This is a genomic window from Aliidiomarina maris (genome assembly GCF_003987335.1).
Lineage (GTDB): Bacteria > Pseudomonadota > Gammaproteobacteria > Enterobacterales > Alteromonadaceae > Aliidiomarina > Aliidiomarina maris.
Genome location: NZ_PIPK01000003.1, coordinates 76753 through 100978 on the forward strand (window position 1 = coordinate 76753; position 24226 = coordinate 100978).

Below are 24226 nucleotides of genomic sequence, written 5' to 3' on the forward strand. Positions count from 1 at the left end.
CTTAACCCAACCGCTCAAAAACTTTATCTAGCTTCTCTTTCAACGTTGCTGCCGTAAATGGTTTTACAATATATCCATTCACGCCGGCTTGCGCTGCCTCAATGATTTGCTCACGTTTGGCTTCCGCAGTTACCATCAGTACAGGAATATCTTTCAATTCGTCGTCTGCGCGAATCGCACGCAACAAGTCGATGCCCTGCATGCCTGGCATGTTCCAATCCGTTACCACAAAATCAAAGTCACCGCTTTGCAACATAGGTAACGCTGTGGTGCCATCGTCAGCTTCCTCAATGTTGCTAAAGCCTAAATCGCGTAACAAGTTCTTGATAATTCGACGCATCGTGGAGAAATCGTCCACGATTAAAATTTTCATACTTTTGTCCAAAGTACCCTCCACTGAGGCTTTATTATTAAAATCTGGCCACGCTCTGCGTACCCGTCGGAATTCATAGCAATGTCATATCAGCATAAACTAACGCAAACAAGCAGTTAGCCGATCATGACGTCCAGTCCTGCATGCGCGACTTTAATCGCACCATCGCCTGACTGTGAATTTGGCTGACCCGTGATTCACTCACACCTAACACTTCACCAATTTCTTTGAGGTTTAATTCCTCATCGTAATACAGTGACAATACCAGTGCTTCACGCTCTGGCAAAGTGCGGATTGTGCCCGCCAGCGCCTGTTGAAAAGCGTCTTGCTCAATATCATTAAACGGGCCATCAAACGAAGCATCCTGCTTGTCAGACAATAAGGCGTCATCCGTCCCCCCTAAATCTTCGATGCCAATCATACGCCCTGAACGCACATCATTCAAAATATGATGATATTCGTCCAAGTTCATATCTAATTTAGCCGCCACCTCAAGGTCGCGAGCATCACGCCCTGTTTCCGCTTCAACTTCACGAATGGCATCCGCTATCATTCGGCTATTGCGATGCACCGAGCGCGGCGCCCAATCTCCGCGGCGAATTTCATCCAGCATAGCACCACGAATCCGGATGCCAGCAAAGGTTTCGAAGCTCGCGCCTTTGCCATGGTCAAAATTACTTGCGGCTTCCAGCAAACCTATCATTCCGGCCTGAATCAAATCGTCAACCTGAACGCTGGCTGGTAACCGCGCGACCATATGATGCGCGATACGTTTCACCAAATTCGTATGTTGTTCGACAATGCGCGTACGATTGTCGGAAGTGGCCGCATACGCCGCAGCTTTATTCATTGGCTACCCCTTTCATCACCGTTGGCTTTGCCACCAATTTCTCGAGGAAAAATTCCAGGTCGCCACTGGCCTGCGACTGCGAAGGCCAGCGTGCGGCGCGATGCGCGAGTGCTTTAAAAGCCAACGCTGATGGCGAGCGCGGCGCCGCCTCAACAATAAGCTTTTGTTTACGCACACATTTACGCAAATTATCGTCAAAAGGAACAATTGCCGCCAGCTCTAATGCGACATCTAAGAATCGGTCTGTCACTTTAGTTAATTTATTAAACAGCACCTGCCCTTCACGCATACTACGAACCATATTGGCAATCACTTTAAAGCGAAACACCCCGTGTTCGCGGCTCAGCACCTTGACCAGTGCATAGGCATCGGTAATTGAGGTTGGCTCATCGCACACCACCAGCACCACATCTTGGCTGGCACGTGCAAAGCTTAGCACCATATCCGAAATACCTGCTGCAGTATCAATAATTAAAACATCAAAGTCATCTTGTAAAGCACTGAAAGCTCTAATTAAACCTGCGTGTTCCGCGGGCGACAACTCGACCATGCTGCGCGTACCCGAAGTAGCGGGAACAATTTTAATCCCTGCCGGCCCTTCCACCAAAATATCGGCTAATTCACATTGCCCAGCCAACACATGGGCAATATTGCGACGCACCCGTAGCCCGAGCATCACATCCACGTTGGCCAGACCTAAATCAGCATCAAGCACTAACACGCGTTGACCTTGCTGTGCCATCGACACCGCCATATTAAGCGACACATTGGTTTTACCCACGCCGCCTTTACCACCCGTGACAGCAATGACTTTCACCATATGCTGCTTCATCATTTTGCGTAATCCGCTTGCTTGGTCCATGAGATATCCCTCTCCTACCGCGACGTCCGCGCAGAGGCGGCGTAACGTGACTCATCCTGAGTATCCATCGCTGCAGCTTGACGCACGAGTACACGCGAATCCGCAATTTGAATGTCTTCAGGCACCTGTTGACCATCCGTCAGATAGCTAATCGGTAAACTATTGTGAATCGAAGTGCTTAGCACCTCGCCTAAACTTAGGCATTCGTCCAGCTTAGTAAAAATACACCCCGTCAGCGGAATACGCTTAAATTGACGCACGATTTCATTCTGCACCGACGCTTGCGCCGTGGCTGACAACACCAAATATGGACGAATTCGTAACCGCGAATTCTCCATCAAGGTGGCAAGCTGCTCACTGAGTCGAATATCGCGTTGGCTCATGCCCGCAGTATCGATTAACACCAAGCGTCGTTGCCTAAATTGCACCAGCACCGCATTCAGCTCTTCGGCGTCGCGCGCGACTTTAATCGGGCACCCGATGATGCGCGCATACGTTTGTAACTGCTCACTGGCTGCAATTCTAAAGGTATCCGTAGTCACTAACGCGACACTGTCTGGACCATTAATTTGTGCGTAACGGGCCGCCAGTTTAGCTATCGTGGTCGTTTTGCCAACGCCCGTTGGCCCCACAAGGGCCACCACACCACCTTGACTAAGAATATCATTGCGGGTGGTACCAATTTGGCCTTGCAACAAATCCAGGGTTTGGTCCCAGGCCTCGTCGTTGCTCAGCCCTTCAGGGATAAAACAGCTGATTTGATCTGCTACTTCATCGGTAAAACCAAGCTTGGCCAACCGTTTCATCAGCATCGCGCGTGTCGGTTCACGGCGCTCCATATCCTGCCACATCAGGCCAGATACTTGAGTTTCCAGTAACTCACGAATCGCGGACATATCGGATTTCATTGCACTAATGGTGGCGTCTTGCGCACTCAAGCGTTGAGTGAAAACGTCTTTCTCCGGGTCTTGGCGCGGTTCAAATGAAGGCTTACGCGATGGCTCAGCCCCATAGCCAGATTCGGCGTCCTGGCGTGCGGCTGGGCGCTGCATCTTACGTTGCATGTCTTGGTACTGTTCATCTTGCACGCGTTCAGCAGCGCTACGCCCAGCTTGATCACGCTGGCTGTCACGACTTGGCACATCACGCTGTGACGGCACATAATCCTGCTCTGTGTCTTGCTGGCGCTGCAGCAATGCCTGCAATGAATCCGCGATTTGCTGCTCGTCTAACTTAGGTTCACGTTGGGCTGCACGCCCTTGCACAGGTGCGGCACGACCAGACTGACGGGGTTCCACGTCTTGATCAAACGCAGCCATGATTTCCACCCCGCCATTGACGCGCTTGTTGGACATAATCACAGCATCTGGGCCTAACACGTCCTTCACCTCAGCTAAGGCTGAACGCATGTCTTTACCGAAAAAACGTTTGATCTTCACTTTCTATTTCCCCCAATCACTACTGGCCGATGGAGCTGACAATTCGAATTTGTTTATCATCAGGCACTTCTTGATAAGACAACACATGCATACCCGGTATGGTATTGCGCACAAAGCGCGATAGTGTGGTGCGTAAAATTCCCGAAGTTAATAACACCGACGGTTGCCCATTCATTTCCTGACGTTGGTGTGCTTGCTGCAGACCTTGCTGAATTTTCTCTGCCATATTCGGTTCAATGCCTGCGCCCTCGTTGCCAGAAGCTTGCATAGACTGATGCAACATCTGTTCCAGCTCAGGTGCCAAGGTAATGACGGGCAGTTCGTCCATGCCGCCTGCCGCTTCCTGCACAATCAAACGGCGCAAGGCAATACGGGTTGCGGCGGTTAACACATCAGTGTCTTGGCTCTTCGCGCCATATTCCACCAAGGTTTGTGCAATAGTACGAAAATCTCGCACCGGTACACCCTCTGCCAATAAATTCTGTAGCACTTTCACCACAGTGGCGAGATTCAGGGTGTCTGGCACCAACGCCTCGGACAACTTCGGTGTTTGTTTGGCGAGTAAATCAAGCAACTGCTGACCTTCTTCATGGCCTAATAGTTGTGCTGCATTATTCGTCAGAATTTGGCTTAAGTGGGTGGCAATGACAGTCGCAGAATCTACCACGGTGTAGCCCATGGTTTGCGCATGTTCACGCTCTTCAGCTCGAATCCAAACGGCTTCCAGGCCAAACGCAGGGTCCTGAGTTTTCTCACCTTTTAGTTCACCAAACACTTGCCCCGGGTTAATCGCCATCTCCCATTCAGGGCGAATATCCGCAGCCCCGAACGTCACCCCCATTAAGGTAATGCGATATTGGTTTGGTCCTAAATCCAGGTTGTCACGAATATGCACGGCGGGGACCAGGAAACCCAGTTCTTGAGATAACTTCTTGCGCACACCTTTAATTCGCGCCAACAGTTCGCCCCCTTGGGTTTTATCCACCATTGGAATCAAGCGGTAGCCCACTTCAAGGCCAATCGTGTCGACTTGGTGTACATCGTCCCAGCCAATTTCCTTTTGTGCTGGCTCAAGGGCCTTAGCCTGCGCACTTTGCTCCGCTTTCACCACGCTGGTGGTGGCTTCGGCCTTAATTGTTTTGATGCGCAAGTACGCCATCACAGCCAGCACCAGGGCCATGCTGAGAAACGCAAAGTGCGGCATGCCTGGCACAATACCCATGATAAACAAGATGCCCGCGGCAATAATCAGAATGCGCGGGTTGGACACCAGCTGCAGGTTCATTTGCTCACTGAGTTCTTTTTCATCGTTCTCGCGGGTGATGACAATCGCGGTAGCTACCGACAATAATAAAGCGGGAATTTGGGCTGCAAGGCCGTCACCAATACTCAGTAAGGTATATACTTCAACGGCTTGGCCAAAGCTTAAGTTATGCTGCACCATACCAATGATAAAGCCACCAATCAGGTTGATCAGTAAGATCAAAATACCTGCAATGGCGTCACCTTTCACAAATTTACTCGCACCATCCATCGAACCGTAAAAGTCCGCTTCGCGAGTGACGTCTTTGCGGCGTGTTTTAGCTTCTTCCTGGCTAATCAACCCTGAGTTCAAATCGGCGTCAATTGCCATTTGCTTGCCCGGCATCGCATCAAGAGTAAAGCGTGCGGTCACCTCTGAAATACGCCCGGCACCTTTGGTAATAACCACAAAGTTAATAATGATAAGAATTGCGAATACCACCAAACCAACGGTGTAGTTGCCGCCAATTACCACGCTACCGAATGCTTCAATTACGTTACCCGCAGCGTCAGGGCCCTCATGACCATTGAGTAATACAACGCGCGTGGACGCAATGTTAAGGCCCAAACGAAGTAAAGTAGCTACCAGCAAAATAGTCGGGAACGCAGCGAATTCGAGTGGGCGCTTGGTGTATACGGCAACCAGCAAAACAATCATCGACAAGGTGATGTTAAATGAGAACAGGGTGTCCAACAGGAATGGCGGCATCGGTAAGATGACCATCGCCAAGACCGCCAAAACGAATAGCGGTGTGCCTACCCCTTTGATGTGTTGCGAATTGTTTTGATAAAAATTCTTGAGCGCGCCGAACTGCTGCATCTAACTTAAGGTCCTTAAAAACTGCCAAAGCTGACGTTCCCCCTTGCTTGATACTCTGTGTAAAGGAAGTGTCAAGAAAGCGTCAGCCCACGCGATAACCTTAAGTTATTCAATAATTAGGCCAGCTTGGCTAACCCTTGTCCAGCTCGCATGGTAAATGCTGGAATCGCCTTTGATACTTGGGCTCAGGGCGAGCATGCTGAGCCTGTTGCAGAGTTTGTTGGTAGTTCTCCGCCGCAATTAAACTGGCATGCCATTGCAAGAAAAGCGTAAAAACTGCCAAACTTCCGACACTCATAACCAAAGTTGCAGCACTGAGCTCAAGTAAGCTAAAGCCCTTTGCTCGGCGATGTATATTTGCTGCCCTACATGTCGTCTCTACACGTCGTTTTATCATGCTAGTTGTCCTTCAGACTTGGCGGTAATGGCTTGATGGGCTCTATCGGCGGCCCACCGGTTGTCAGATCAAAGTAATAGCTACGGAATAGCGGTGCGTGCCAGTATGGTGGCGAGCAGCTTTCTGGCACCACCAAGGTGCGTTGACGTATCAAACTGTTCCGGCGGTCCGTTACCCGTATTTGATAGCATCGGCTGGCAGTATCAAACCCGTGCGAGCAATCAATCCCTTCAACGTCACCGTCTAAGTCAAGAGCGCCATGCGAGGTGCCAAATGGCGCAGTAAACACATTGTCTGCAAGGCCACTAAACACTGCTTCAATATCTTGCTGACGCTGCATGCCCTGCTGTTGTAATTGCAATTGTTGCGCCTGCATCACCGTTTGCTGGGTATGGGTTGCTACCATCGCCAATGAAATGCCTAGCAATACTAGAATAGTCAGCAATAGTGCTGCACCTTGCTGCTGGTATCGGCACCGGCAGGAATATGGGGGATGTGTGTCACTATAAAACAATGATGCCGCCTTGGTCATTTGGGAGCACACCGTTAAAGCGATATTGCCATAGCATCAAGCGCTCACCCGCGTATGCCTCAATATTAAGCTGAGTTCGGAAATCCGCCTGCACCAGCCACTGAGTCACGTAAAACGTATCTGCATCAGTCAGTGCCACCCAACCATTTTGATGACATAAGCGTGAGCCACCGCGCCATTGCATTTGACCTTGTCGTAAGCGCACGCCGCCAGTCTCGCTATACAGCAAACACTGCTCGGCGTCATTCCAATGCCAATCCCAGTCGCCTTGATCGCGGGCTCGTTCGAGCTCTTGGCTCAACCAGATCCCAAACTGATATAGACCTTGCTCTGCCCTTAATTGCTGGCTTTGTTTATCGAGGTCAACAAAATGGCGGCTAACCAATGCGGTCCACCCCACCACCAAAGCACTTGAGACCCCCATCACTAAGACGAGCTCTAGTAAGCTCAGCCCACGTTGACGCCCTAGCATGCTGGGATCTTGATATGCGCAAAACTGGCACATACCCGCGCGCGCCCCAAGGTGCTATTAAAGATATGAATGGCTGGCTCGCCACTACTGGCACGGGCAATTTGTATTTGCCCAGCACTTAACGGCGAGAAACCGCGACCTGCAGAGTACTCGAACACCGCCTTGGTGCGATTTCCAAGCATGAATAGCCAAGGGCTTGGCAGGTGTCCGAATGCGAGCGCACATGAATCGTCGTCTGCGTCGGTGTAGCGTGCGCACCATGTTTGCTGACTAAACTCAATCAGGGTGCCGCGCTCTTCCACTATCGCATGCTGGCGCACATTCTGAATCACCACATGCAAGGTAGCGACGAGACGGCTGACAAGTAATTGATTCCAGCTTTGGCTTAAGCGCGGCAGTGCTTGGGCACTCAGTATGCTGATCAATAGGGTCACCACAATGACCTCAGGCAAGGTAAAGCCGCGCGCTTTTCGCCATAGTGATTGACTTGAAAATTGACTTGGAAAATGACCTGAACGTTGTCCCATAGCAGCCTCCTTGCTGAGCTATGTTGAGCTATCTTGAGCTATGCTGCCTATGTCGAATGAAACAATGACATACAGCAGTCATCACAAGTATGCGCGTTAGGTACAAAAAAGCCCGCTAATGCGGGCTTAAATCATTCATTTGAAGCGATAGCTGACAACATGAAAGTCACGACACTTGGGTGACACGTAATTCTGGAGGAATTGAAAAGGTCACGTTCTCTTCGCGACCACTACGTTCTTCCACCTGATGGCCACCCCAACTACTTAATTGGCTAACCACATTTTGCACCAGAATATCAGGGGCAGACGCGCCAGCAGTGACACCAACAGTCTGAACGCCTTCAAACCAAGCTGACTGCATACAACTAGCGTCATCGATCAAATACGCAGGCGTCCCCATTTTTTCCGCTAACTCTCGTAAGCGATTTGAATTCGAGCTATTACGCGCGCCAACTACCAACATCACGTCTACTTCATCCGCCATTTCCCGCACCGCATCTTGACGGTTCTGGGTTGCGTAACAAATATCATCTTTGCGCGGCCCGTGAATCGCGGGGAAGCGCGTACGCAAGGCATCAATGACATCCGCGGTATCATCTACCGACAAAGTGGTTTGGCTCATGTAATGCAGGTTGTTCTCATCTTTCACCTGCAAGGTCGCTACATCGCCCACCGACTCCACCAGGTAAATGCCACCGTCTTGGTTCAAGTACTGGCCCATGGTGCCTTCAACTTCAGGGTGGCCCGCATGCCCAATAAGCACGCATTCATGACCACGACGGCTTGCGCGCGTCACTTCCATATGCACTTTGGTAACCAGCGGGCATGTTGCATCAAATACTTTTAAACCCCGGTCTGTTGCAGCTTGGCGCACCGCTTTTGACACCCCATGGGCAGAGAAAATCACAATGCTGTCGTCAGGGACTTGATCAAGCTCTTCAACAAACATCGCGCCGCGTTCTCGTAATCCATCAACCACATATTTATTATGTACAACTTCATGACGCACATAGATCGGTGGCGAGAACATCGCGAGTGCTTGCTCTACAATAGTAATGGCGCGGTCGACCCCAGCGCAGAATCCGCGTGGGTTAGCGAGTATGATTTTCATGCATCCTCCACACTTAAAATTTCGACTGCAAACACGATACGCTGGCCTGCCAATGGGTGGTTAAAATCGATGGTTACTTGATTACCCTCAATCTTGCGCACAATACCCGGCACTTCACGGCCATCCGGCTGGGTGAACGCGATAATCGCGCCCACTTCAGCGGGCGTATCGCTGCTAAATTTGGTTAAGTCAACCTGGTAGATGTTCTCAGCAATCGGCTGGCCAAAGGCCTCTTCAGGCTCCAGAGTAAATTCGCGCTCATCACCGGCTTTTAAGCCCAATAAGTGCTTTTCAAAGTTGGCAGTTAAATTACCATCGCCCATTTGAAACCGGGCTGGCTTGCCGTGCACTTTGGAGCTATCTGCGGCACTGCCATCCTCTAACTTAATCGAGAAATGCATCACCACGCGGCTATTACTTGAAATGACTGCTAATTCACTCATACATCTACCTGTTTTGCACCATTGCCCTAAGGCTTTTTGAAGCTGTCCCAAATCATTAACCCAGCGCCAATAACAATCGCACTATCCGCGACGTTGAAGGCTGGCCAATGATGGGTGTTACTACCAATGGTGACATAAAAATCTAAAAAATCGACCACAAAGCCGTGTTGTAAGCGGTCCAGCACATTGCCAAGGGCACCGCCGATCACCAAAGCAAACGACCAGTTTAAACGCCATTGATGCAGGCCCTGACGGCGCATCCAAAACGCCAACAGCGACGAAATCACAATCGCTAATACGGTGAAAAACCAGCGTTGCCAACCTCCAGCGTCACCTAAAAAGCTGAAGGCAGCACCGAAATTACGCGCATACACAATGTCAAAAAACGGCAATACATTGATTCGTTCATACAATGACATTGTCATTAAAATCGTTTGCTTGGTGATTTGGTCGAGCAAAATCACCAGCACTGGCACCCACCACAGGTGCCAGCCACTGTCTTGCCAGCGCGCAGGTTTTGCGGCGCTTGGCTGAACTGCTTGAGTCATTGGTGCCGCTCCTTAGGCAAACTGACGCACTTCACCGTCACCATCCACATTGGTGACACAACGACCACAAAGCTCAGGGTGTTCAGCAATGGTGCCTACTTCTTCACGCTGATGCCAGCAACGCGCGCACTTGGTATGCGCACACTTATTGACTACCACTTTTAGCCCTGATAACTCAGTCTTCACTGCCTCGCTTGGCGCTTGTTCAAGCACCTGAATGTCCGCATGGGAAGTCAGTAACACAAAGCGCAGTTCGTCTTTGAGTTTTGCCAATACGTCATACAGCTCACTATCCACATACAGCATCACGTCAGCTTGCAACGAACCACCAATGCGCTCGTCGCGGCGTGCCTGCTCAAGGGCGCGGTTCACTTCACCACGCACCGCCACAAGACGCTGCCAATCTGCGTCACTAAGCTTTGCTTGGCCGTCCTGCTGTGGCCATGCCTGATACCATTCAGCCGTAAATACATAGCGTTCCCGCTCAGCCACGGCTGGCATCAAGTCCCAGATTTCCTGGGCAGTAAAGCTGGTGACCGGCGCCATCCAACGCACTAACGCTTCAACAATGTGCCACAACGCAGTCTGACACGAACGTTGCGCGACACTGTCTTTCTTCGCGGTGTACTGGCGATCTTTAATAATGTCGAGATAGAAGCTGCCCAGTTCAATCGAGCAAAAGTGCATCAGCTTTTGGGTTACGCTTAAAAACTGATAGTTGTCGTAGGCATCAATGATCTCACTTTGCAGTGCTTGCGCGCGGCCGACAATCCAGCGGTCTAACTCAACCATATCGGCACTCTCAACCGCATGCTTGGCCGGTTCGAAGCCTTTTAAGTTAGATAACAAGAAGCGCGCGGTATTACGAATACGACGATACGCATCGGCTGAGCGCTTTAAGATTTCATCCGACACTGTCATTTCAGCGGTGTAATCCGTCGATGCCACCCATAGACGTAAAATATCGCCACCTAGCTTGTTCATCACCTCTTGCGGCGACACCACATTTCCCAGTGACTTCGACATTTTGCGGCCATCTTGATCGACAGTAAAACCGTGGGTCAGCACGTGCTTATAAGGTGCCTTACCTTTGGTCGCGACACCCGTCATCAACGACGACTGGAACCAACCGCGGTGTTGGTCAGAGCCTTCCAAATACAAATCTGCAGGCCAAGCCAAATGCTCGTCTTGATCAAGCACGCAGTAATGGGTCACACCAGAATCAAACCACACGTCCATGGTATCAGTCAGCTTGCGATAGTCAGCAGCTTCATCACCCATAAGCTCGGCTGCATCTAAATCAAACCATGCCTGAATACCTTCTTGCTCGATGCGTAGCGCGACTTGCTCAAGTAACTCCAGCGTGCGCGGATGCAAGGCTTCGGTGTCACGATGGACAAACAATGTCAGTGGCGCGCCCCAGGTACGTTGGCGTGAAATACACCAATCTGGACGGCCTTCCACCATGCTGGTGATACGGTTTTCGCCCCACTCTGGCACCCAGCGCACTTGTTTAATTTGTTCCAGCGCGTCTTGGCGCAAGTTCTTGTTGTCCATGCTGATGAACCACTGTGGGGTCGCACGGAAGATAATCGGCGTCTTGTGGCGCCAGCAATGCGGGTAGCTATGCAAATAGGCTTCATGGTGCGCCAAATTACCCGCTTGCAGCAAGGCTTCAGTAATGACGTCGTTGGCTTTAAACACGTGCTGACCAGCAAACATCGGCGTGTCATCTTTATAGACGCCACGGTCATTGACTGGGTTATACACCTCTAGACCATATTCCTGGCCGACTAAAAAGTCGTCCACACCATGGCCTGGTGCGGTGTGCACACAGCCGGTCCCTGAATCGGTGGTGACGTGAGTGCCAAGAATGACCGGCACCTGACGTTCGAATAACGGGTGGTGCAAAGCGAGATTCTCAAGCGCGGCGCCGTTACAGAAGCCCAGCTTGTGATACTTAGTAATCCCAAATCTGTCCATCACGTCACTGACTAAGTCAGAGGCGACAATTAAGCGCTCAACCGGCTTATCAGCGTTACCCGCTTCGACCTGAACCAAAGCGTATTCAAGATCCGCCGCAACTGTGACCGCTTGCGACGCCGGAATTGTCCATGGTGTTGTGGTCCAAATCACCACGCTGATCTTGCCTTCACCCGCGTGATCCACCGGGTGCTCAAACGCATCAACGAATGCTTGGGTATCCACTACTGGGTACTTGACGTCGATCGCTGGTGACGTCTTGTCTTTGTATTCTACTTCAGCTTCCGCCAACGCAGAGCCACAGTCGGTACACCAGTGCACCGGCTTGAAGCCTTGCTGCAGGTGGCCGCGTTCGATAATTTTACCAATCGCGCGAATCGTGTTGGCTTCTTGTTTGAAGGCCATCGTCATGTAGGGCTTGTCCCACTGACCTAACACGCCCAAGCGTTTAAAGTCCTCACGCTGGGCCTCAATTTGGCTCAATGCAAATTCACGGCATTTTTCACGGAATCCCGCGTCCGTCAACTTAACCCCAGGCTTGCCGTATTTTTTCTCAACCACAAGCTCAATCGGCAAACCATGACAGTCCCAGCCAGGCACGTAAGGTGAATCAAAACCACTTAAGGTTTTTGATTTCACGACCATGTCTTTCAAAATTTTGTTCACGGCGTGGCCGATATGAATCTGACCATTGGCGTACGGAGGGCCGTCGTGCAAAATGAATTTGTCACGACCTGCACGGGCTTTACGGATTTCGCCATACAAATCATCGGCGTACCACTGTTCAAGCATTTTCGGTTCGCGTTGCGCAAGGTTACCGCGCATTGGAAACGGCGTATCAGGTAAGTTTAACGTGTGCTTGTAATCGCTCATGCTGTTGTCCGTCGCTCTATGTCAGTTATATCTGGATCAAATAAATATAAGGGCGGTGCACTAATTTTGGCTCGCGTATGCCTGTGCTTGCATAACATCGGCCTTAATTTGCTGTTGCAGCGCCTCTAATGAATCAAACTTTATCTCGTCGCGAATTTTGTGCAGGGGGGTCACTTGCATCTGCTGGCCATATAAATCGCCGCTGAAATTAAATAAATGGGTTTCTAACTGCACCCCAAGTCCATTCACCGTGGGTCGCCGTCCAATATTCGCTACCCCTTGATAGCGCTTACCAGCCACTTCAGCCTGCACCCCGAAGACCCCTTGTAAAGGCGAGCGCAGCCGTTTTAGCGCGACATTCGCAGTTGGAAAGCCTATCGTGCGACCTTTTTTGGCGCCGTGCGCCACCCGGCCAGACAACGTAAATTCGCGTCCGAGCATGTCTTTGGCCAAGCCAAACTGGCCTTCGGCCAGCGCATCGCGAATCAGTGTGGATGATACCCGCTGGGCTTCCTGACGGTAGCTTTGGGTATCAACGACAGCAAACCCATAACGCGCACCGGCTTGTTGCAGAAATTCAAAATCGCCAGCACGGTCTTTACCGAAGCGAAAATCATCCCCCACCACCAAAAGCTTCACGCCCAATTTAGCCACCAGCACATCACGCACAAAATCTTCCGGTAACTGGCTGGCAAATTTGGCATTGAACGGTGTACAAAGCATACGCTGAATATTCTGCTCAGCCAGCAATGCATGCTTTTCGCGCCACGTGGTTAAGCGCGCTGGTGCAAGCTCAGGGCGAAAAAACTCTAACGGTTGTGGCTCAAAGGTCATCACCACTGCTGGCAGCTGTAATTCCTGCGCGCGCGCACGCACCCGCTGCAATACTGCCTGGTGACCTAAATGCACGCCGTCAAAGTTGCCAATGGTTAAAACACAGTGGCGGTGTGCCGGCGCAATATTATGTAATCCGCGAATCAGTTCCATAAGCGCACGAGTATAACGCAAAGCGCTACTAGGTTTCATCCACTAATACATGCAGTATCACGGGATTAAGCACAGGAAATTACGTCGCGCGCTAGCATCGCGTAATTAATGGCGCTTACTAATGGCGCTTACTAATGGCGCTTACTAGTGACGTAAGTGCCGCGGCCTGCCACCGAGTACCAAGTAAGTAACCCCATACACAGCCCCACCGCCAAGAATCAAACCAGCCAACCAAGCGCTTCGGGTGGCATTACCCACCGCTAACCATTGACTGATATCAGGCGACGCCCAAACTAATGCACCTACCATCGCCAGTGTCGCACCACCAATGCGGGCAAAGAACAACCAAGTCTTCGCTGGCAGCTCAAGCACGCCCTCACGGTGCAACACCCAACCAAGTAGCAATGCATTCACACTACCCGATAAAGCGGTCGCTAGCGCCAGCCCAACGTAACCAAAGGGAATGGCGAGAACCACGTTAAACACCATATTGGTGACCATCGCAATAATGCCGTACTTCACCGGCCGCTTCGTGTCCTGACGCGAGAAAAACGCCGTGGCAAGAACCTTCACCAACATAAAGCTCAACAGCCCACTGGCATACGCCATTAAACTATAAGACGCCATGCGCGCGTCGTCAGGGCTAAATTCACCACGCATAAACAACACCATGAGCATCGGTTGCGCCAGCACAAACAAACCCGCCATCGCCGGCAAGCCTAACGCACTGACAGCGCGCACGCCCCAGTCTAAGGTGGCGCGAAAATGCTGCAGAGATTGGTCGACGTGGCGTGCCGATAACGCAGGCAATATCACCGTCGCTATCGCGATACCAAATAAGCCCAAGGGAAATTCCAGCAACCGATCGGCGTAATACAGCCAACTTATCGAACCCGTCATTAAAAATGAGGCGATTAAAGTGTCAAACAACAAGTTAATTTGGCTCACCGAGACGCCAAATATTGCCGGCAACATCAAAATGCGAATGCGTTTGACCCCAGGGTCATTCCAGCCCCAACGCGGACGCACCAGGAAGCCTGCGCGCTTTAAGAATGGGATTTGAAATACAAACTGTGCAAAGCCGCCAACAAATACGCCGATTGCCAAGCCAATTTCAGGCTGGGCTAACTGGGGCGCTAACCACAGCGCAGCGGCAATAATCGCGATGTTTAGAAAGACCGGGGTGAACGCCGCCACCGCAAAGCGGCCAATGGTATTTAAAATGGCCCCCGCCAATGCGGTAAATGTAATGAACCATAAGTAAGGAAAGGTGATTTTAAGCAGTAAACTCGCCAGCTCGAATTTTTCAGCATTTGGGCCACCCTGCCAGTAGTCCAAAAACCACCCAAACCCAAAAATCGCTGCCACCACCGGCGAGCCAATCACCGCCAACAAGGTCACCACCGTAATAATAGTGCCTAAGGTACCTGCCACCCGCGCAATCAATAAGCGCGTTTCGTCCATACTTTTGCCGCGATGATATTCAGTCAGGACTGGCACAAACGCTTGCGCGAAAGCGCCTTCTGCAAATAAACGGCGCAGAAAATTAGGAATTTTATTGGCAAAGAAGAAAACGTCGGCCGCTTGGCCCGCGCCCATTAAAGCCGCAATCACAATGTCACGTATTAAGCCGAGCACACGCGAAATAAACGTCATTGCACTGACGACTAAACCAGATCTCAGTAAGCGCGGTGCGGCTGCTTTTGGTGTCGCTGGTTTGGCATTCCCGGCACCAGCGTTCGGTTGCTTACCGGCGTTGTCTACATTGTCGCTCAAAGGGGCGTCCTGCTGTTATTATTTGTTCATGAGCCGCCGCATCGTATTGCGTTGTGCGGTGTAACCCTATGCAAGCTGCCTATAGTAGCTGCATGTGTTGCCAAGGCATAGCTTTAGCGCGTAAATGATATACAAATAACTGTTGCGGTTCATGCCTTGCGTGGGTAGAATATGCGCACAAAATTTATCAACGTAATTGACTTTTGCGCCCGTCTTCGGATATAGTCCGCGGCCTTTAATGATGACGTTACATGCATTGCATCTAACTTCTTGTCAGTTAATGCCGTCTTTTATGAATAAAGGCACAAACGTCACACCATCTACAGAATTTAGGAGTTTACCTTGGCTAACATCAAGTCTGCTAAGAAACGTGCGGTTCAAGCCGAGAAAAGCCGTCAGCACAACGCAAGCCGTCGCTCAATGATGCGCACGTATTTAAAGAAAGTTAACGCAGCTATCGTTGCGGGCGACAAAGACAAAGCATCTACTGCTTATGCTGAATTGACGCCTATCCTTGACCGTTACGCGGCCAAAGGTCTGATTCACAAAAACAAAGCTGCTCGTCACAAGAGCCGTTTGAACGCACAAATTAAAGCATTAGCTGCTTAATTACGCGCTTGAATCAGAAAAAACCGGCTGTTGCCGGTTTTTTTGTGTCTGGAATTTGACCTCAAGCATCATGCCCTGCTGGGATTGTCTGCCTAAAGCAGCCCCTCTTCGGTAGCCCAGTTACGTAGCGCGCGCTCTTGCGCTCCACTGACCAACTTTCGCCACATTGCCAGCTTACCAATTGAACTTAGATACTGAATGCCGGCTCTGACCGCCTCGTCGTCGGCACGATCCATAGTCGCTTGATCAAAGTCCGCTTGTTCGTCACCATTCAAGTAGCGCTCAACCAGTAACTGCATCAACTCTAACTCGTTGAGTAAATCTTGCTGGCCTGGCACTTTGGCGTACTTAGCACCGTCGGCTAAGTCAGCAGGAATCTCGTCACCTTCATTAAGTTCGATATTATCGATATGAATGTCACCATTGCTGCGATCGACATAGGCGTTGACCTCAAGACCCGTGCCTTTCGCACTGACCAACATATACGCCAATTCCAATTCTGAATACGTCATGTTTCTCTCAACTTAGTTAAAGTTGTCGAAGAAGCCTTGTAAATCATCCTCATCGGCATCAAAACTGTCGTTCAAGGTATCATGTAAGTCGCTAAACACCCGTTGCGTCATCAGCTGGACTATCATCGCGTAATCGCTATTGGCCATTGACTGATATTGCTCAGGCAAACGCTGATCTTGTGCCAGCGCCTGCAAAAATTCCTGCAGCTCAGCAAAAGAATCAAAGGCTTCGGCTTGGGCACGCTCATCCGCTTGCCATAATTCTAAGCCGAGCAAATAGCCCCGTGCCCACGGCTGCATGCTTTGCATATGGCTGACACCGGTTGCGTACGCACCTTCAAAGTGCGGATCAGCCTCACCCACGGTCATCGCATCTTTGATTTGCGCATAGTAAGTAGTGATTTTCTCTAAACACTGATCGCGCGACTCATCACTGTCGAGCGCATGCAATAAGCAGGCAGATAACTGCTCCACCCATAATGAACGGGCTACAGGCACTGGGCTGGTCGCGAGCGCATGTAAAAAGCCATCCAGCTCACCCAAGTGACTTAACGGTAAATCCTGCTCGGCTTGGGCTGAGTCGCGACTGGTTAAGCGCTGCTTAATCAACTCATCGATGTCATGGCGCACCTCATCCAGCTCTTTAGTGACCATGAAGAGCTCAAGACCTTGCTCAAATGCAGTGCTGGGAACATGCATCGCTGCGTGCACAGCCTCTGCCGTTGTATACGTTGGGTGTTGCACGTTGCCGCTGGCAAATACCTTATCAATCGCTGGCATCAGCTCGTCCGCATGTAAATTCACGCAGGTATCGACCAACTCAGCATTCACTTTGGCGGGGTTGTTCTCAGCATCTTGTAGGCGCGCACCCAGCACCGCGACGATGCGACCGTAATATTCAGGGTGCAAGTTGACGTGGCAATGCAGCAGTTGTGCCGCCTGCAGACGTCGCTGAGGGGATAAGCTATGGTCTTGAATTAGACCATCCAGTTCGCCAATCACGTTGGCATCAAAGAACGGCACGCCATGGTTCAATACATAGTCATGCATCGACACCAATAAAGATTCATCCGCATAACGCAGCGCTTGAGCGATAATTTGCGCATCATGGGTGGCAATCACCGCTTTAAAAGCTTGCTTAGCCAGGTTGCGCTGTTCAACCACCCAAGGTGCCTGCAACAGCTCAAGCGCCGGGCCCAACTCACTAACCTGTAACTCAACCACTGGCGCCTCTGCGCTGGTGCCCGCACGTTTAATTTTATCTGCCAACTGCTCTGCTAGCTGTTGTGCGCTTTGCGCCATGCTGTTATCCCCGAGGTGTTGCGTGCAAAGTCCACATACCAGGACCTGTTAAGTTTTATAAGTGTATCACTTTAAACAAATTTACGTGGCTATTATAAAACGCATAGGGCATGCCTTGGCAAGTCTATCGCGCCGCTATGACGATTGACTGTCAACCATGAAAGTCATAACGCGCGGGGCGTTGCCACGGCTGTAACACAGCGCGGCAATGATCCTGAAGCTGGCGTTTAAACGCTTTTCGTTCTGCCACCGTGCGATGCTGTGGCGCCAGTATATCAACACGAATCAGCTCACCCAACACAGGGTTGGGCATCGAGCCCGCTTGCACGTCAACCACACCAGGCACTGCCAACAGCGCGTGCTCAACTTGCTGTACAAATACATCACGACCGCCAACATTGACCTTGTGACTGTGTTCGCCAACAATCATCACGCGGCCATCACTATTTCGCTCCACCACATAATCGGTTTGGATCCGCGCCCCACTCTCGCCAAGCTCAATCCACAAGCTATCGTCTACGACGTTAAGTTTCACCGGCGCGTCGCTTACTTGCAGCAAGTGTGCAGGAAAACCCGGTTCACCGTCACGCACTAACCAGCTATAGCCAGCACCTGTGTGTGAAAATGCATGGGCCACATGCACGCCACTAAAACTATATTGAATACGTTGCAGTGTGCTTGCATCCGCCATAGCGCTGTTGACGATAGCAAGTTGCAACGGTAAGCGCAGCGGCTCGTTCGATGCCAGCAAGCTACGCCATAGACGCGGCGGTGCTGCAATCGCGGTCACGCCAGCGTGGGCAAACATCTGAGCCAAAGCCGTAAGGTTATCTGCTTGGGCCAACACAATATCTTCGCCATGCTTAAGTGCCCGCAACCACACCATTAAGCCCGCAAGCTGCGCAGGCTCTTGCAGCACGCCCCAACGCAGCGGTTTGTCGCGGTTGCCACTCGCCACCAATGGGTTGTTGCATAGCTCGGCCAGGGTAAAGCTCACCAATTGGCCTTGCTCGTCACGCAGCGACCACCCGGTTTGCACCGGCATGGGGTTGGCCGACCACGGCTCTAACTCGCGTAGTGCGCCACGCTCATTAATGTGAAAATGGCAGCCTGACGGCGGGTTGACGTCCACCGGCAATACAATCAACTCTTCCACTAAGCCATCCAGTGCCACCAAGGTTGTAAGCACATCACTACTCGCTGTCATGGTCAACGCCACGCGTGCGCCCGCCAATTGGCTTAGCTGTTGACGCAGACTTGAGGCTTGTTTAGCCACCGCACGGAAGGTTTGCGTGCTGTTGACGTTGGTGGCGTAGCTGTGAACGCGGGGCTGCGCTTTGTCATTAAACTGGGCTAGATAAGCTTGTAAGGTACTCATTGAATGGCCGTTACCTCTCGATTACCCTGCATCTGCTGCAAGCATCTTATTGGCTTTTAGCGAGCTATTTTCAAAGTGATAAGGCTCAGCCTGTAAATCGGCTATCGCGTTACGGTAAAATTGCTGCCAATGCTTAAATGCGATGAGAAACGCTTGCTCGAAAGCCTCCTGAGCCGTGACCTCATGGGTTTCATAGTACCTTGTAGCATAAGCCAGTGCTTGCGCTTCAAAAAACTTAGAACTTCGAGCAAACAACGCGATTAACCACTGCGCAGGGTCTGCCTCGGCGTGAACAAGTAGTTGCCGAAACGCTTTAAAGTAATCAAAGACACCCAGCTCAAGACGCTCCACCTGTGCCTCTAAACGTTGCATCTGGCTCGCCAAATAATCCACCAGCTCAACCAGATGCGCTGCAGAATACAACTCGCCTTGTGGCTGAGTTGGTGCAAAGCCTTTACCAAAGCGAGTTTTAAACCTACCTTTATCGATCTGCTTTACGGCTAATTGAAACTCGTTGTCGTCGCGCCAAGTAGTGCCTGGAATGTGCGCGCCACGGCTTAAGTTAACCGCTTTGATTGCCGGAAAACGCTTAAATATTTGCGCCAATGCATCAAGAGCAAATATAAATTCCCCCTTAGAAGTCATTTGCGAACCATCAAAACCTTCCACCAACATATGCTCGGCAACTTTAGACTTCTCCGCAAAACCATGCAGTAACTTCAAATTCACGTCGTCATAATAGGAATTACTAGCGTGGTGGGCGCCGTCTTCGCGGGCCGCTAAATCGACTCCACAGAAAATCAAGTTCTGGTAGCCTGCTTCGGCAAAAACACATGCTGCAAGGTTCACACAAGTCGGCGCCCCGTCCAGGGTTTCTATCAGCCCTTCTGGTAACGCTTGTTGCAGTTTCAGTAAGTTAGTTACCTCTAAGCCTTTACGAGCAATTAGATGCGCTTGGCCAAATTGCGCAATCAAATCAGGGTGCGCGGAAATAGTTGCCAATAAATCTATCTGTTTAAGCACGTCAGTGGGCATGCTTTGCTTCATTTCCGCAACCACTTTGACAATTTCAATTTCACTATGAAAATCAGGTACTAAGCCTGCTTTGTATAATGTGTAAATGCTCGTACCACAGGACACTACGATAGCCTGGTCAGCATGTGCTTTCAGCCACGCCATATTTTGGTCGAGCGATGGCCCGTTACCAACTAAAATAATTGGCGTCTCTCGATCCTGCACGCGCTTACTCAACACCCGTGTGCCCGCGCGCAAATTAGCGACCGCATGGTTAATATGATAAAGGTTATCGTCGTAAGTAGCGGCATAGAGCAAGCGCTGGTGCGCTTGGATAAAGCTATTCATTGCCTTTCTACCATGAGCGCTGTTATTGAAGTTTAAATAAAGCGAAGCCGCAATACCGGCACCTGGCAATGTATAAAACACCGACGCCATACTGTCTTTATAGCCAAAACTTGGGTTGTCGAGTAAAAACGTAAACGCATTACCTAGGTCTAAGCGCTGACTCAGCTTACTCAACCAAGGGCTAGCTGCAAATGACGCATAGAGTTTTTCCTCGTCTGACTCCAGCAAAAGCGCTACCGATAAATTCGGTAACTCAACTTGCTCAAGCCAAGCACACAACTCATCACCAAGGCCAACTCCGTTCAATAGCAGGCCTGGAAATGGTAAAGAACGCCCTTCCATGGTTTTACTCGGCAGTGCAGAAAGTTTAGCCCGTTCGGTGTCAAAGCTCGTCAACAGCTGATAATAACGGTAATTCTTTCGAATGCTTTCGGTAACGGCCCCATCTGTGCGATAAGTACCAGGCGTGCGGCTCAGTTGCGCAATGCTTAAGTTTGTTAGTTCAGCATCTTGGTTATCTGATTTTAGTGGCCACCCTGTGGCACTATCAAGTAAATTCAATTGCCCTTGCTGATTCACATAAGGTTGCCAACGGACAAACTTCACTTGTTTAAAGAAGTCTGCCATGTGTGGCTTTAAGTCTCGCAATAAAGCCAGTGACTGCGCTTGATTGTGTCTAAAGCGTTCGCCGTTAGTACCCTCTTGGTCAGGCGCGATATCCAAACACGCCTGCAGCGGAAAGTCCCATGTGTTGATGTCGAGCGCTTGGCCGAACCTTGCCAGAAGCGCACGATCATAATCGATGTCCGGATAATGACGATAGTAATGCACGCGTTGGAAAGGTATCGCTTGTGCTAATTCAACTAAGTCTTCATTCAAACTATGCGCATTATTGCCAGCTTGAATAAATAGCGCGATGCCTTTGTCTGTTGCTTGCTGAAACAATGTCTGCCAGTCAATAAGCTCCATCGAGGCACGCAACATATCTACATGCTTTTCATAGATAACAATGGCTTTGGCACGTGAACTCTGAATCAAGGTTTCGAGAAATAAACCTAAACCTAAACCTAACACCACAACCACGCTATCGTCGTCAATTTCACCGACTTGCTGCCACTTACAAGTTTTAGTTGCAAAGGGCTTGGCAGCTTTACTTAGCAAAGGTTGTAGGGGCCGGTTGTCATTCGACATCGGTTGAGTAAGCGGTGCTTTAATAAACGCACGTCCACTTTCAGCACTTTGCAGGCTTGGCTTACGACCATACAGTACCTGCTGACTTGCCTCGTCAAGTAAGTTCAAATTTCCATACTTGGTATAGAAAGTACGAAAGCGGGGCGTATCTACACGCTGTATTTGCTGGTGTAACGCTGGCAAGGTTTGACTAAAAAAAAGGCTGTTAAGTTTTAGTTTAGTCGTGGCACTCAAAGTGACCGCTTTAAGTGTGTGTGCATGAATATCAGTTTGCGAAGGCGTAAAAAAAGTTTTCTTTTGAAACATATTTGAAGGTTCCAACTCGCGTGGCTACGTCAGTGCATTCGTATGGTTGAATGCCACAACTATATGGGAACCCAAGCGAGATAACAAACCTTACTCATAGGAAGCGCGTGCTTTCTTGCCTTTATTCACTTGCACCAAAGACTGCTCAATCTGCTGTTGTGCTTTTTGCATGCCTTGAGTCAGTTGCTGGTTGAGCGCAATGCTGCGCTCAACCTCCGCTTTCAGCCCAATCACCGTCAACTCGATGGTGGCTAGAACCTGATCACGCTGGTCGACCAACTCAGCACACGCGTCCCAATCAGGCTCCTCAAGTTTAAGCGCATGTTCCAGAGCATCGTTGAGCTCAGTGATCGCAGTTAAAGTCTGCTTCACAGTGACATAACCCCTTTCGCTTCGCGCTCTGCATACCCTTGCATACGCGCTTCATAAGGAATGGAATCCCACCCCTCTTTCAAATCCCGCATGATGCGGATAGATGTATCGACAGCAGCAATACTGTTCTGAGCACTCGCATCAATTATTTGGCGCTTAACGAAGTCATACAGCTCAAACATATTGGTGACTAACTCTGACTCAACGGTCATATCTAAACCATCTTGAAGTGCGGTCACAATTGACAGCGCTTTAGTTAAGTTTTCTGACTTAACTGAGTAGTCCTTACGCTCAATCGCACCTTTAGCAATCGCTAGCTTTTGAATCGCGCCAGCCATCAGCATTTGAATAATCTCATAAGGATCAGCAGTGCTGGCCTGATCTCGCCCGCCAACATTTTGATACGCCTTCACACCTTTGTTATACATAATCCACCTCAAGGGTTACTTAAATTGCGTTTCTTGATACATTATCCACACTTACATTTGCGCTAAACTCTGAAACAAGAAGTCAGTGCTCTGATTTAAACGCGCAATTTGACTATCTAAAGACAAGAACCTTTGCCGCTGTGTGCGCTCATAATTTTCCATATAGCGTTCAAACTGCACACGGTCTGCTTCGACACGCTTTTTCTGATTTTCATAAATACGTTCTCGTCCGTCAATTAAGCCACCAGGCTTGGTAAATTCCTCAATGGTATTCTTTAATTGCGTTGCCAAGCCATTTTCGCCTGCGAATAACGATTCAATTGACGCAAAGTTATTATCCAGTGCGTTCGTGAAACGCTCTTCACCCGTTCCGCCACCGATATTGCGGGTATCGAACGCTAGCTTGCCATCATTATCCGTTACTATACCGAGCTTAAACAACGAATTCAGTTGTTCGTCAGCTCCGGCTACAGGGCGGATAATAATGCTACTTAACTTGCTGCGCGCAGAGCGTACTAACGAGTCACCAATCAGAGCGCCATTCTCGCCACCCTCGTTATAAGCGGTTAGTCTGTTTACTTCATCAATCATGCCATTGTACGCGGCAATAAAATCGTCAACATTCTTCCGAATGCCTTCGCGGTCGACGTCAACCGCCAAGCGGATTGTTTCCCCTGGCGAAGCTCGCTCGACTGACAAATCAACGCCTTGAATGCTATTTTTGAAATCATTGGTAGAACTAAAGGCACGAATCCCGTCAATATCGATTTCGGCGTCGGCAGCACTTCGGGTTATATTTACGCCAGCCGTGGTACCGGTCGCAACCGTCGATAACACATCAAGGTCGGCGTTGTTATTGCTAACCGAAAGCTCATTGGCGGCGCCAGTGATAGTCGAATCAAACACTAAAAATGTCTGCGGGTTGCTGCCACCCGTATTCACGATACTCGCGCTGACGCCAAAATTATCACTTTGACGGTTGATTGCGCGCGCAATGTCCTCCAGCGTTGCGCCCTCTTCAATATCCACAGTGAATTGGTTATCCGGCCCTGCTTCAAAACTTAGAGAACCGGCTGTATCAGCAATTACCTGACTACCCGAGGCGAAGCCCTGGCTCTCTGCCCGCGAACCCACCGCAAGAGACTCGACCGAAATGTTATAATTACCACGTGCAGCCGACGTCGAAGCCGTTGCTGATAAAATAGGATTTTCTTCGCTTTGGCCACTTAGTTGTGCCGAGCGTGCTGAGACTTGTCGCGGGTCCGATAGGACACTCACCGAATCGAGAACTTTGGTCATTGAACTTTTGAAACGACTCAAGGCTGACAAGCTGACCGTGGCCTCGTTCTCACGTTTGTCCAAACGCTCAAGTTTTGGAGCGCGCTCCACCTGAACGAGCTGGCGTACCAAACCTTCCAGGTCTATGCCTGAGCCTACGCCTAACGATGATATTCCCATAACTTCCTCCTAA

At 50.3% G+C, this 24226-nt stretch carries 23 protein-coding genes; 1 reads left to right on the forward strand and 22 read right to left on the reverse strand.

Annotated elements, in window-relative coordinates; all coding sequences use genetic code 11:
• Nucleotide 1: 1 nt before the first annotated feature.
• The 15 genes from cheY to murJ all read right to left on the reverse strand — a co-directional run bounded on the left by cheY (nucleotide 2) and on the right by murJ (nucleotide 15175).
• The gene (cheY, locus tag CWE07_RS04600; RefSeq protein WP_111568549.1) at nucleotides 2-385 is read right to left on the reverse strand and encodes a chemotaxis response regulator CheY; all 384 of its coding nucleotides are present in this window, start codon (nucleotides 383-385) and stop codon (nucleotides 2-4) included.
• A gap of 112 nt (nucleotides 386-497) precedes the next feature.
• Complete coding sequence (locus tag CWE07_RS04605; RefSeq protein WP_111568548.1) at nucleotides 498-1223, reverse strand: RNA polymerase sigma factor FliA; 726 nt, start codon at nucleotides 1221-1223, stop codon at nucleotides 498-500.
• Nucleotides 1216-2085: a MinD/ParA family protein gene (locus CWE07_RS04610; RefSeq protein WP_111568547.1), complete on the reverse strand. Its 870-nt coding sequence runs from the start codon at nucleotides 2083-2085 to the stop codon at nucleotides 1216-1218. The genes CWE07_RS04605 and CWE07_RS04610 overlap by 8 nt, the downstream gene beginning before the upstream one ends.
• 14 nt (nucleotides 2086-2099) lie before the next feature.
• The gene (flhF, locus tag CWE07_RS04615) at nucleotides 2100-3524 is read right to left on the reverse strand and encodes a flagellar biosynthesis GTPase FlhF (protein WP_111568546.1); all 1425 of its coding nucleotides are present in this window, start codon (nucleotides 3522-3524) and stop codon (nucleotides 2100-2102) included.
• Between the two features lie 19 nt (nucleotides 3525-3543).
• On the reverse strand, nucleotides 3544-5646 hold the full coding sequence (flhA, locus tag CWE07_RS04620) for a flagellar biosynthesis protein FlhA (protein WP_111568545.1): 2103 nt from the start codon (nucleotides 5644-5646) through the stop codon (nucleotides 3544-3546).
• A gap of 130 nt (nucleotides 5647-5776) precedes the next feature.
• Complete coding sequence (locus CWE07_RS14685) at nucleotides 5777-6043, reverse strand: type IV pilus modification PilV family protein (protein ID WP_111568544.1); 267 nt, start codon at nucleotides 6041-6043, stop codon at nucleotides 5777-5779.
• Between the two features lies 1 nt (nucleotide 6044).
• Entirely contained in the window at nucleotides 6045-6488 is a 444-nt protein-coding gene (locus CWE07_RS04630) for a hypothetical protein (protein ID WP_111568543.1), read from the reverse strand.
• 58 nt (nucleotides 6489-6546) lie between these two features.
• Nucleotides 6547-7047, reverse strand: coding sequence for a hypothetical protein (locus tag CWE07_RS04635; protein WP_111568542.1), 501 nt, complete (start codon nucleotides 7045-7047; stop codon nucleotides 6547-6549).
• Nucleotides 7041-7574, reverse strand: coding sequence for a type II secretion system protein (locus tag CWE07_RS04640; RefSeq protein WP_111568541.1), 534 nt, complete (start codon nucleotides 7572-7574; stop codon nucleotides 7041-7043). Before CWE07_RS04640 ends, CWE07_RS04635 begins: the two co-directional genes overlap by 7 nt.
• Before the next feature lie 166 nt (nucleotides 7575-7740).
• Entirely contained in the window at nucleotides 7741-8685 is a 945-nt protein-coding gene (gene ispH, locus CWE07_RS04645) for a 4-hydroxy-3-methylbut-2-enyl diphosphate reductase (RefSeq protein ID WP_111568540.1), read from the reverse strand.
• Entirely contained in the window at nucleotides 8682-9128 is a 447-nt protein-coding gene (gene fkpB, locus CWE07_RS04650) for an FKBP-type peptidyl-prolyl cis-trans isomerase (protein ID WP_111568539.1), read from the reverse strand. Before fkpB ends, ispH begins: the two co-directional genes overlap by 4 nt.
• A 26-nt stretch (nucleotides 9129-9154) precedes the next feature.
• A complete protein-coding gene (gene lspA, locus CWE07_RS04655; protein ID WP_111568538.1) occupies nucleotides 9155-9676 on the reverse strand; it encodes a signal peptidase II in 522 nt (173 codons plus the stop codon).
• Nucleotides 9677-9688: 12 nt separating this feature from the next.
• A complete protein-coding gene (ileS, locus tag CWE07_RS04660; protein WP_111568537.1) occupies nucleotides 9689-12532 on the reverse strand; it encodes an isoleucine--tRNA ligase in 2844 nt (947 codons plus the stop codon).
• Nucleotides 12533-12592: 60 nt separating this feature from the next.
• Nucleotides 12593-13519, reverse strand: a complete 927-nt coding sequence (ribF, locus tag CWE07_RS04665) for a bifunctional riboflavin kinase/FAD synthetase (protein WP_111568627.1) — start codon at nucleotides 13517-13519, stop codon at nucleotides 12593-12595.
• 144 nt (nucleotides 13520-13663) lie between these two features.
• Entirely contained in the window at nucleotides 13664-15175 is a 1512-nt protein-coding gene (gene murJ / locus CWE07_RS04670) for a murein biosynthesis integral membrane protein MurJ (RefSeq protein WP_111568626.1), read from the reverse strand.
• A gap of 462 nt (nucleotides 15176-15637) precedes the next feature.
• Here murJ and rpsT point away from each other — a divergent pair, with 462 nt between their 5' ends.
• On the forward strand, nucleotides 15638-15904 hold the full coding sequence (gene rpsT / locus CWE07_RS04675) for a 30S ribosomal protein S20 (protein ID WP_111568536.1): 267 nt from the start codon (nucleotides 15638-15640) through the stop codon (nucleotides 15902-15904).
• Nucleotides 15905-15996: 92 nt separating this feature from the next.
• On the opposite strand, the gene CWE07_RS04680 is transcribed toward rpsT, so the two are convergent.
• The 7 genes from CWE07_RS04680 to fliD all read right to left on the reverse strand — a co-directional run bounded on the left by CWE07_RS04680 (nucleotide 15997) and on the right by fliD (nucleotide 24213).
• A complete protein-coding gene (locus tag CWE07_RS04680) occupies nucleotides 15997-16416 on the reverse strand; it encodes a hypothetical protein (protein WP_111568535.1) in 420 nt (139 codons plus the stop codon).
• 12 nt (nucleotides 16417-16428) lie between these two features.
• Nucleotides 16429-17718, reverse strand: coding sequence for a UPF0149 family protein (locus tag CWE07_RS04685; RefSeq protein WP_111568534.1), 1290 nt, complete (start codon nucleotides 17716-17718; stop codon nucleotides 16429-16431).
• Between the two features lie 151 nt (nucleotides 17719-17869).
• Nucleotides 17870-19096 (reverse strand): acyl-CoA synthetase family protein, encoded by a 1227-nt coding sequence (locus CWE07_RS04690; RefSeq protein WP_111568533.1) that lies wholly within the window; start codon nucleotides 19094-19096, stop codon nucleotides 17870-17872.
• A 21-nt stretch (nucleotides 19097-19117) separates the two neighbouring features.
• A complete protein-coding gene (locus CWE07_RS04695; protein WP_111568532.1) occupies nucleotides 19118-21955 on the reverse strand; it encodes a 6-hydroxymethylpterin diphosphokinase MptE-like protein in 2838 nt (945 codons plus the stop codon).
• 90 nt (nucleotides 21956-22045) lie between these two features.
• Nucleotides 22046-22327, reverse strand: a complete 282-nt coding sequence (gene fliT / locus CWE07_RS04700) for a flagellar protein FliT (RefSeq protein WP_111568531.1) — start codon at nucleotides 22325-22327, stop codon at nucleotides 22046-22048.
• A complete protein-coding gene (gene fliS, locus CWE07_RS04705) occupies nucleotides 22324-22755 on the reverse strand; it encodes a flagellar export chaperone FliS (RefSeq protein WP_111568530.1) in 432 nt (143 codons plus the stop codon). Before fliS ends, fliT begins: the two co-directional genes overlap by 4 nt.
• A gap of 51 nt (nucleotides 22756-22806) precedes the next feature.
• A complete protein-coding gene (gene fliD, locus CWE07_RS04710) occupies nucleotides 22807-24213 on the reverse strand; it encodes a flagellar filament capping protein FliD (RefSeq protein WP_111568529.1) in 1407 nt (468 codons plus the stop codon).
• Nucleotides 24214-24226: the final 13 nt, after the last annotated feature.

Excerpts from the sequence above, each read along its gene's own strand:
- CWE07_RS04605 (WP_111568548.1), bottom strand. The coding sequence starts at position 1,223 with ATGAATAAAGCTGCGGCGTATGCGGCCACTTCCGACAATCGTACGCGC.
- CWE07_RS04610 (WP_111568547.1), bottom strand. The coding sequence starts at position 2,085 with ATGGACCAAGCAAGCGGATTACGCAAAATGATGAAGCAGCATATGGTG.
- flhA (WP_111568545.1), bottom strand. The coding sequence starts at position 5,646 with ATGCAGCAGTTCGGCGCGCTCAAGAATTTTTATCAAAACAATTCGCAA.
- CWE07_RS14685 (WP_111568544.1), bottom strand. The coding sequence starts at position 6,043 with ATGATAAAACGACGTGTAGAGACGACATGTAGGGCAGCAAATATACAT.
- CWE07_RS04635 (WP_111568542.1), bottom strand. The coding sequence starts at position 7,047 with ATGCTAGGGCGTCAACGTGGGCTGAGCTTACTAGAGCTCGTCTTAGTG.
- CWE07_RS04640 (WP_111568541.1), bottom strand. The coding sequence starts at position 7,574 with ATGGGACAACGTTCAGGTCATTTTCCAAGTCAATTTTCAAGTCAATCA.
- ispH (WP_111568540.1), bottom strand. The coding sequence starts at position 8,685 with ATGAAAATCATACTCGCTAACCCACGCGGATTCTGCGCTGGGGTCGAC.
- fkpB (WP_111568539.1), bottom strand. The coding sequence starts at position 9,128 with ATGAGTGAATTAGCAGTCATTTCAAGTAATAGCCGCGTGGTGATGCAT.
- lspA (WP_111568538.1), bottom strand. The coding sequence starts at position 9,676 with ATGACTCAAGCAGTTCAGCCAAGCGCCGCAAAACCTGCGCGCTGGCAA.
- ileS (WP_111568537.1), bottom strand. The coding sequence starts at position 12,532 with ATGAGCGATTACAAGCACACGTTAAACTTACCTGATACGCCGTTTCCA.
- ribF (WP_111568627.1), bottom strand. The coding sequence starts at position 13,519 with ATGGAACTGATTCGCGGATTACATAATATTGCGCCGGCACACCGCCAC.
- murJ (WP_111568626.1), bottom strand. The coding sequence starts at position 15,175 with ATGACGTTTATTTCGCGTGTGCTCGGCTTAATACGTGACATTGTGATT.
- CWE07_RS04680 (WP_111568535.1), bottom strand. The coding sequence starts at position 16,416 with ATGACGTATTCAGAATTGGAATTGGCGTATATGTTGGTCAGTGCGAAA.
- CWE07_RS04685 (WP_111568534.1), bottom strand. The coding sequence starts at position 17,718 with ATGGCGCAAAGCGCACAACAGCTAGCAGAGCAGTTGGCAGATAAAATT.
- CWE07_RS04690 (WP_111568533.1), bottom strand. The coding sequence starts at position 19,096 with ATGAGTACCTTACAAGCTTATCTAGCCCAGTTTAATGACAAAGCGCAG.
- CWE07_RS04695 (WP_111568532.1), bottom strand. The coding sequence starts at position 21,955 with ATGTTTCAAAAGAAAACTTTTTTTACGCCTTCGCAAACTGATATTCAT.
- fliS (WP_111568530.1), bottom strand. The coding sequence starts at position 22,755 with ATGTATAACAAAGGTGTGAAGGCGTATCAAAATGTTGGCGGGCGAGAT.
- fliD (WP_111568529.1), bottom strand. The coding sequence starts at position 24,213 with ATGGGAATATCATCGTTAGGCGTAGGCTCAGGCATAGACCTGGAAGGT.